An 8,318-nucleotide genomic window follows, 5' to 3' on the forward strand; every position below is an offset into this window, starting at 1 on the left:
GTTATGGTTTGAGCCTTTTTTGTATGGGTAGGATGCCTTGTTATGACGCAACCAGGGCGATTTCGTAACAAGATACGGGGGAGATACCGACTTAGTCTGTTGTTTCGATGGCATCGCGCCAGGGGGCTGGAAAGCGTTCAAAGTCTTGGTTGATGAACCAAAACCAGATATGGGTGTCGAGTACGATCACCTCAAACACTCCCAGTCGTCTTCGGTCACGATGGGGCTAACCAAGTCGCCTAGGGTTTTGGCTTTGCCCGCAATGGTGGCGGGGGCGCTGCGGCGGGGGCGAGCGAGGGGTTCTTCTATAACGGTGACGATGATGCGGGCGGTGGTGAGGTTGGGCTGGTCAGTCAGCCATGTGACCTGGCCGTTTTCGTAGATGGCTTCGTAGCTTTTTAGGATGGTGATGGGTTGGTAGTTGGGGCAAGGGTAGATGGTGGGCAGTGCCCACCCTTGTATCTTTAGAGGTGTGTGGCAGACCGTCCCACCCTAGGTTGTCCAAAACCGAACGTAGCATGGGTCGCTGCACACCTCTGAAGTTAACTCGCAAAATCGCCAGGAGCTTAGACTCCGTATCGAGCAAGGACGAGTGATGTCAGATTAACCTCCTACACGGGTGGATACAACCATGACTGAACTATCACAAGCGCATCAATGGGTTGGCATTGACGTATCCAAGCGCACCTTAGATGTGTACGTCCGTCCACTTGGATTAAGCGTTCAGGTGGCCAACAGTGACTCTGGTTTAAGAGAGTTGCTACAGGCGTTAACGGCGTTTCGTCGCGAGACGAGTCTGATTGTGCTGGAAGCGACCGGGGGCTATCAAGCCCTGGCGGCGCGAACGTTGATGGCGGAGGGCTGGCCCGCCGTTGTGGTGAATCCACGTCAAGTGCGTGATTTTGCCCGGGCCACGGGGCGCATGGCTAAAACAGACAAAATTGATGCCGAGGTGTTGGCTCACTTTGCCGATGCCATCCGTCCAGAGGTACGGGCGATGGCGAGTGAGGCCAGTCAACACCTTCAAGACCTCGTCACGCGACGGCAGCAACTCGTCGAGATGATGAGTGCCGAAAAAGCCCGGCAACGCTCAGCACGAGCCAGGACGGGTCAGAGCATTGAGCAGCATATTGACTGGCTCAAGCAACAGATCCAAGACCTCGATACCCAGATTGAGCAGCTCATCGCCCAGAGCGATCAGTGGCAGCGCACCCGCGAGATCCTCACCAGTGTGCCGGGTATTGGGGCTGTGACGACGGGGCTCCTCTTGGCCTCACTCCCCGAGTTAGGACAGATCTCAGCGAAGCGCCTAGCCAGCTTGTGTGGCCTCGCCCCGTTCAACCGCGATAGCGGCCAGATGCGGGGTAAGCGGATGATTAGCGGCGGTCGAGCCACCGTGCGCACAGGCCTCTACATGGCCGCGTTAGTCGCCACTCGCCATAATCCGGTCATTCGCGATTACTACCAGCGCCTGCTGCAGCGGGGAAAACTCAAAAAGGTTGCCCTGGTGGCCTGCATGCACAAACTGGTGATTATTCTCAATGCCATGGTAGAACATGACACCCTCTGGCAGGCTCCGGCTTGCTCCCTGCCCGCCGCCACATAAGGAACAGCAAGACTCTGTCTGATGCAGGCAGGGCTCCTGGCTTGATTTCCGCTGCCATCCCGCCGAGGCTAATCGCATAGCAGGATGAGCTTGACAAAGAAGATAATCGCTACGGTTATTTTCGGCGGCGGGTGGGGGTTTTGGGGGGTTGCCAGGCGGTGAGGTCGTCGGGGGTAAGGTTGAGTTGGCGGGCTTCGTCTTGAATAAAGCTTTCGATGTAGTCGCCCATTTTGAGGCCGTAGGCGGGGTCGAGGTCGTTGTGCCACTGGTGCAGCCAGGGCAGGAGTTCGATCAGGCCTGCGAGGAGGGGAATGAGGCGGGGGTCTTCGTGGCCGCCGACGTCTTCTTTGATATAGACGAAGTAGGCGCTGAGGGCGAGGGCGAGTTGGAGGTGGTTGTAGCCAGCCCAGGCGATGACGGGTTGACCATCGGGGCCGGCGCAGTGGGGAAAGCTGACCCAGCGCTCTTTGGGCACGTCGAGTTTGCCGCGCAGTTTCCAGTAGTGGGGTTTGAGGAAGTCGGTGCTGGTGTACTTGGGGGGGACGGGGATGTCGCCGATTTGCTGGGCTTTGAGGCGGTTGGCGGCGGTGGTGTCGAGGTAGTCGGGGTGGTCTTTGGGGTGTTGGGTGCGGGCATCTATGGCATCTTCTTGGCGCTGTAAGGCCCAGGTCTGTTGCCAGTCTTGGCGTTTGCGCTGGCCGGTGGCTTTGTAGCGCAGCACGGGCAGCAGGGGGACGGATTCGGATTCGACCAGGGTGTTGACGAGGGTGAGCACGTCAAAGGCGGGGTTGTGGGTGTAGAGTTCGCCGACTTGGATGAAGTCGGGGTCTTGGCGGGCGAAGTCGGCGAGTTTGGCGGTGGAGATGAGAGCGGGTTCGGGGAGTTTGGCGGTGGGGGTGCCAGCGTCGTTCATGCGGCCATCGAGGTCGAAGTAGCTCTCTAGCCGGTTGAGCAGCCAGTTCTGCAAGGCCCGCTCTAGCTGCGACTCCCAGGGTTCGGTATTCCAGCGGCGTTTGTATTCGGGCTGTTCGATGAGGCCGATGTTTTTGTCGGTTTCGATGAGGTGAATGCGGCGCTCGATCAGTTGTTTGTAGTCATCGGGCCAGTGGGCGGGGAGTTCGGTAATGGGGGTGGAGCGATGGCGCTCAAACCAGGCAATTTGGAGTTTCCCCGCTGCGATTTTACGAGCTAGGATGATTTCAAAAGCTCTTTGACCTAGATCAAGTGGTAGAACTGCTTGCTCATAGGTTAATGGCTTATCTACAAGTTTATATAGTGAGTAACATTCCCAATCTAATTCTTCTTGCAGGGCAATCATTTGACTCAGGGTTTTCTCCCAGGTCTTACGGCTAGTCTCTAATGTTTGCTCTAAATCTTTGATCTTACCTTGCAGGATAGAAGCAGGAGAATGCTGGGTGAGTTGTGCGGCAAGCTGATCAAGTTTTTTTGCTTTATCTAACGGCTTTTGCGACACAACCGGAAAATCTTGTAAGCCAGTCCCCGCAAACTCGTATCGCTCATCCCATAAAGTTTTGCGAATACGTGCGCCTTCGCTACCAACCTGATCACCACCTTTTGGAAAGAAAACCTGTTTCATCCAGAAGCAGGCGGTGGAACTATTGAGCAACCCCAGCAGGGCGAGGTGGTCGTCTTCGGTGGCGGTGGCAGGCAGCTTTATGACAGGGGCTGAACGGTTGAAGACTTTGCCGCCGCGATCTAGAACAAAGTGATTATGGGTGGCGACAAAGGCAAATGCAATCGATAGAGGTGTTTGAAATCTCTTTGTGAAAAACATGGAGTACTCAAACCAAGCCAGACCTCTTTCAAGTTGGCTTAAGCCATAAGCAACACGACTTGATAACTGCCTTTTCCATAGCCAAAGAAATCGACTTAAAGTCTGAGATTCTTTGACAGTAAGAGAAGATTTTTCATACGGCCATAATGCCCCTGTCGTTTCAGGAATAGCCCAGTCTCGAATTTCCTCTCCGGCAACCAACGGACGAATATATTGAGGCGCGACTTCTTTTCGGAGGGCAGAATCCTGTCCTACTAAAAACACATCATCTTCACGGGTAACAGCGCCAAAACCTACTTCTTGTATTACCTCAGAGAGTGCTTTAGTTTTACTCTGATCTAGCCATTCCTTCAATTCACTTGCCCCACCACCACCAATCGACCAAGGATGCTGATGAAATAAATCTCTCTGTGAATCTGCCACACTGACAAACTCACTCTCAGAATCCTTAACATCCACTTGGTCTAAAATTGCCGTCCACACCAACCCCTGAGTCGGGTCTTCTGGCGTGCTTGGCTCTCCCCGAATGCCCATAACTGTGCGAATCGTCTTTGCCACGGGTGCCCGGTTGCGGCCAAACAAGATCACCGTTGGCGTACCGTGACCCGGTATATACGCCCCACTGGTATCAATCACATGGGTCAAATCTACCTGCGGAAAAAACACCTCAATTAACTTCTTGCCAAACTCCCGCTTCATAAAGCTGTTGGCCGTAATTTGCCCCGTGTAGCTCCCCGGCACCGCCAACTGAAAAATGCGCTCCATAAACGGCACTGCCAGCGAGTATTGCCGATGGCAAGCCCTGTAGCGCCTGCGATATTCCCCATTTAGCGCACTATCCCTCGGCACAATATACGGCGGGTTCGCCACCACCGCATGGTAATGCCCCGCCCGCAAAATCTGATTCAGCGCCGCAATATCCTCACTGGCAAAATGGTGCGCCATCGGTGCCCAATCCCCCAGCACCAGTTGGCTCCCCTCCCCATGCAGCAGCGAATCCCCACAGGCCACATGCAGCGGAAACGCCCGCGCATTTCTCAACTCCTTCTGGTTCGTCGCCTTCATCGCCGCCAGCAACAGCCGAAACCGAGCAATGGCCACCGCATAGGGGTTCACATCCACCCCATGCACCGCCTCCAGCGCCCTACGCGCCAGCTCCTCCACATTCGTCCCCGGCTCCTTACGCAGCCAGCGATCGAGCAACCGCTCAAACGAACCCAGCAAAAAGTGACCACTGCCACAGGCCGGGTCAATCATCCGCACCGCATCCAACCCAAACTCATCAATAGCCGGGTCTAGCGTGCGGTCTAAAACAAACTGCTCCACAAAAATCGGCGTTTGCAGCAGTGCATACTTCTTGCGCGCTGCCTCCGATAGGTCTTGGTACAGATCGCCCAAAAAGCGCGTATCCCAGCCTGGGTCAGCAAAATCGTGCACCATTGACCCCGTACCAGGGTCAATGGTTTGAAAAAACGCCAGGATTGCCTTCGCCCCATCGCCACTCAGCCAGGTGGGGTGCTGCCACAGCAAATTGCCCTCGCCAAACACCTCCTTGGCCCCCGGCAGCTTGGCCAACTCGCCAAACACCCCCAGCAGATACTCGCGATCGGTCTCGGTGGGGTGCAAGCTAAAGTACAACTCGTACTCATCCCGAGCCCGTTGCAGGTCATCCCCCAGACCCGACAGCCGGGGCGGGCTGACTAGGCCGTTGTCTTCTAAAAAGCGGGCAAACGTGGCGCTCAGCACCCAGGCCACCGCCACCTGGGTTTTGTAATCCTCGGCCCATTGGTTAAAGGTTTGGGCTGTGCGATCGGCCCGTTTGGCCTGGTCGTATTCGCCCCGCAACCGCTGCCCCACCTCTGGCACCTCTGTAGAGTCGATCCGCTCTTGCAGATCAGCTTCGAGCTTGCGTACCAGGGATTGCAGGTCGGCCAGCAGTCGGGGGCGGTTAATCATGGGGTAGCGGTGTCGTGTGAGTTAGAGCCCTCACCCCTGCCCCTCTCCCTGGGGAGAGGGGCAGGGGTGAGGGCATTGTGGCTCCATGCTAGGCGCGATCGGTTCGCCAGGGCCAGAGTGTAAGGTTTTGGCAACGTTTAATCGAGTTGCTGCTTAAACCAGGCCAGTAAGCGAGGGCTAAGGCGAATAGAGCTACGGCTTAACCTGTCTACAATTTGCGCGGCCTCTTGCCTAGTCAGCAGCCCAACCTGGCAGGCCAACAAGAGTAGCCCCAGCGTTCCTTTCACCTGAAAGCCCATAGCCTGGGCAATTTTTCGCCCCAGGCGCTCGTCGATAATGAGCCAATCGGCCTTCAGCTCTTGCCCCAGCAAAATCACATCCTGCTCGCCGATATCCAGACCCATCAAGGCTACAGGGATGGGAGACGTGAGGACAGGCTGCTGAATGACCAGCCAATCAGCCTTGCGAACAGCGTCGCTGCCGGGGCGCTGCCGACCTTGGATCACAACTTCCTCGTAAACCGACTTAGGGACGTAAACCTCGACAAAAAGCTGGTTGAGTAGCTGAAGGTGATCTGTTAGCGATAGGGCAATTAGGGGCGTAGCATTGATAATGGCCTTCATTCAACCTGGGGAGGTAAAGGCCAATCTGCTATCTCAGCCTCAGCCATCAGCTCATCTTCGGGGTAGTCGATGACGGCAAACCCGTTTTCAGACAGCAGGCGGTAAAATTCCCAGCGATCGCAGCCCAAGATTTGCGCCCCAAACCCGCCCGATATGCGGCCCATTTCGTAGAGCTTGCCCAGGGTATAGATCAAAACTTTTTGGCGAAAGCCCTCGGGTTCTTCCCGTAGGGCAACCAACAATTCGTTGGGAAACGCGACTTCCATAGGTATGAGCCGATTGGTTCTTTGCCCCATCGTAACCAATTGGCGCAAGCCTACAAAGCCGCTGGGGGAGACGCCGAGGGCGTGGCCACCGAGCGATGGCCGTTGCGCAGCCACTTCTCAGGAATGCGGGCGCGCTGGCCGGGGCTGAGCAGCGGCACCGCCTGCCCTTCTACCATGGCTTGCTGGTCGTTGGGCACCAGCACCCACAGCCCTGGAATGCCACCTGGGCGGCCAATGCTTTCGCGCAGGCGCTCTAGCAAAGTCATCTGCTGATAACGGGCCAACAGCGCCGGATAGATCAGCAAAATGGTGCGATCGGCCTTCAGCAGCTCCGCCTCCACCAGGGGCATAGCTCGCCCTACCAGCAGCATCAGCTTATTCCAGCTGCCCTCGTTAGGGGTGGCGTCGGCCTCTAGCACATTGCTCCACACCACCTCGGCCTTGTCGGCCACCTGGCGCAGACAGTCTAAAAACAGCCCCTCATAGTCCACCACCTGCACCGGAAACCGCTCAGCTAGCTCAGTCTTGGCCCGCTGGTAGCGCTGGGGGCTGACCAACAACGCCAAAAACGAACCCGACTGAATGCCCCGCTGCAAGCGCTCCTCAAACTGGCGGGCATCGGCCAGCTCGGGGGTCATCTCTTGGGGGCCGGGGGCACCAGGGGTGGTAGACAGGCGGCTCAGGATCGTACTGCTGGCAATGCTGCTGCCCTCTCGGGTAGGGCTTTCGTAGCCGCCCTGGCCGCTGTAGGCCCTAGGGTTCCACACCAGGGTGGGGGCGATCGCCTGCATCAGATCATCCAGGCGGGGGCGATCGGGCAGGGGCTGGGCCTCAGGGTAGCGGCTGCTCACCCGCTCGCGCAGCTGGCGCTCTGAGAGCACCTTAACGCCGTAGAGCGCCCCCTGAGCCAGGCGCAGAGCCCGCTCGGCTTCCATACCCCGAGGGTAAAACTCTTGCCGACTAGAGAGGGCCGCTCGGTGGCTAGCCGCCGCCGCTAGCCGTAGCAGGCGACTGTCGGGCAGAAGCAGGCTGCCCACCGGCGGCGGCACCGCCTGGAGCTGCGCCAGCGATCGCTCGGGGGAAACCAGCGGGTCAGCGGCAGCAAGTTGATCAGCCTCATCGCCCAACTGCCGCCCATAGCTCAGCAGATCTGGGGTGATGGCCAGCAAAATGCGATCGCCATCGCGCCGCAGAAAGAAACGGGGGCTAGCCAGCGATCGCTCGACCTCCACCGCCGCCCGCAGCACTGCGATCGCCCGCTGGGTACGAATGGGGTCATCTTGCACCGAGCCCCGAGCCACCAGCAGTGCCGCCGCTAGTTCCTCCAGAGCCATCACGCCGCTGGCCCGCCGCAGCAGATCGGCTAGGTCGCGCCGCAACTGGGTGATGGCCGGTTCCTTCGCCCAGCGCTTTTGAAACTTGCTAACCACCTGGCTCACCCGAGCGCGAGACAGGTTGAGGTGTCGGGCCAGATCCGCTTGGCTGGGCCAGGAGTCGGCCAAATCGCCCTCCAGTCCTAGCATCGCCCCTAGCAGTCGCTGCACCGACTCGCCCTCCCGGGGGCTGATTTTGGTCAGCCGCTGCACCAGCAGGTCAACGCTGAGCTGGCCCACGGCAGCATTGTTCTCAACGACTTCATCGTCCACTCCCGCATCGCTCGGTAGCCCCAGGCGACGGCGCAAAATCTTAACCGCCGCCAAGATTTCGCGTCGGGTCAGGTGACCAACGCCGCGCAATCGGGCCAGCCGCCGAGGTGGCGCTATCAATAGGTCTTCTACCGTGAGCAGGTTGGCCAGGTCGAGAGCATTGGTAGCGCGGGGGCCGAGACCCAGATCGGCCACGGGGGTGGCGAAGGTAGCTTCCGCCAGCAGGTCTTCTAAGAAAGACTCATCATCGGTATCCAACAGCGAGCCCGGTTCGTCGATGCCCTCAAAGCAGCGCCGCCAGCGCCGCAGCATCTCTTCGGCATTATCAAAGCGCTCTTCAGGCTGCCGCCGAAAGGCCTGGGTAAAAAACTCCACCAGGCGATCGCGCAGGGTTCTGTCTAACCGCTCAGGCTCCAGGGTAATTTC

Annotated in this window: 6 protein-coding genes and 1 pseudogene; 1 reads left to right on the plus strand and 6 read right to left on the minus strand. The window is 58.1% G+C overall.

The genetic code is table 11. The annotated features are described in order from the left end of the window. Positions 1-94: 94 nt before the first annotated feature. Both RRF56_RS26280 and RRF56_RS02200 read right to left on the minus strand, forming a co-directional pair. A pseudogene (locus RRF56_RS26280) lies at positions 95-199 on the minus strand (type II toxin-antitoxin system VapC family toxin); the annotation flags it as partial. Continuing rightward, positions 187-405, minus strand: coding sequence for a hypothetical protein (locus tag RRF56_RS02200; protein WP_317033774.1), 219 nt, complete (start codon positions 403-405; stop codon positions 187-189). The pseudogene RRF56_RS26280 and the gene RRF56_RS02200, both read right to left, overlap by 13 nt. Positions 406-631: 226 nt before the next feature. On the opposite strand from RRF56_RS02200, the gene RRF56_RS02205 reads away from it, so the two are divergent. After that, complete coding sequence (locus RRF56_RS02205) at positions 632-1,606, plus strand: IS110 family transposase (RefSeq protein WP_317033747.1); 975 nt, start codon at positions 632-634, stop codon at positions 1,604-1,606. Between the two features lie 115 nt (positions 1,607-1,721). Here the strand turns inward: RRF56_RS02205 and pglX are convergent, their stop codons facing one another. The 4 genes from pglX to RRF56_RS02225 all read right to left on the minus strand — a co-directional run. Further along, positions 1,722-5,357: a BREX-2 system adenine-specific DNA-methyltransferase PglX gene (gene pglX / locus RRF56_RS02210; RefSeq protein ID WP_317033748.1), complete on the minus strand. Its 3,636-nt coding sequence runs from the start codon at positions 5,355-5,357 to the stop codon at positions 1,722-1,724. A gap of 137 nt (positions 5,358-5,494) precedes the next feature. Continuing rightward, positions 5,495-5,980, minus strand: coding sequence for a DUF3368 domain-containing protein (locus RRF56_RS02215; RefSeq protein WP_317033749.1), 486 nt, complete (start codon positions 5,978-5,980; stop codon positions 5,495-5,497). Then, positions 5,977-6,246, minus strand: coding sequence for a UPF0175 family protein (locus RRF56_RS02220; protein WP_410510484.1), 270 nt, complete (start codon positions 6,244-6,246; stop codon positions 5,977-5,979). Before RRF56_RS02220 ends, RRF56_RS02215 begins: the two co-directional genes overlap by 4 nt. 50 nt (positions 6,247-6,296) lie before the next feature. Further along, the coding region (locus tag RRF56_RS02225) for a DNA-directed RNA polymerase subunit alpha C-terminal domain-containing protein (RefSeq protein ID WP_317033750.1) at positions 6,297-8,318 on the minus strand (2,022 nt) is incomplete at its 5' end.

The organism is Nodosilinea sp. E11 (assembly GCF_032813545.1).
Taxonomy (GTDB): domain Bacteria; phylum Cyanobacteriota; class Cyanobacteriia; order Phormidesmidales; family Phormidesmidaceae; genus Nodosilinea.

Coding starts and splice junctions, on each gene's coding strand:
- RRF56_RS02205 (WP_317033747.1), top strand. CDS start 632: ATGACTGAACTATCACAAGCGCATCAATGGGTTGGCATTGACGTATCC.
- pglX (WP_317033748.1), bottom strand. CDS start 5,357: ATGATTAACCGCCCCCGACTGCTGGCCGACCTGCAATCCCTGGTACGC.
- RRF56_RS02215 (WP_317033749.1), bottom strand. CDS start 5,980: ATGAAGGCCATTATCAATGCTACGCCCCTAATTGCCCTATCGCTAACA.
- RRF56_RS02220 (WP_410510484.1), bottom strand. CDS start 6,246: ATGGAAGTCGCGTTTCCCAACGAATTGTTGGTTGCCCTACGGGAAGAA.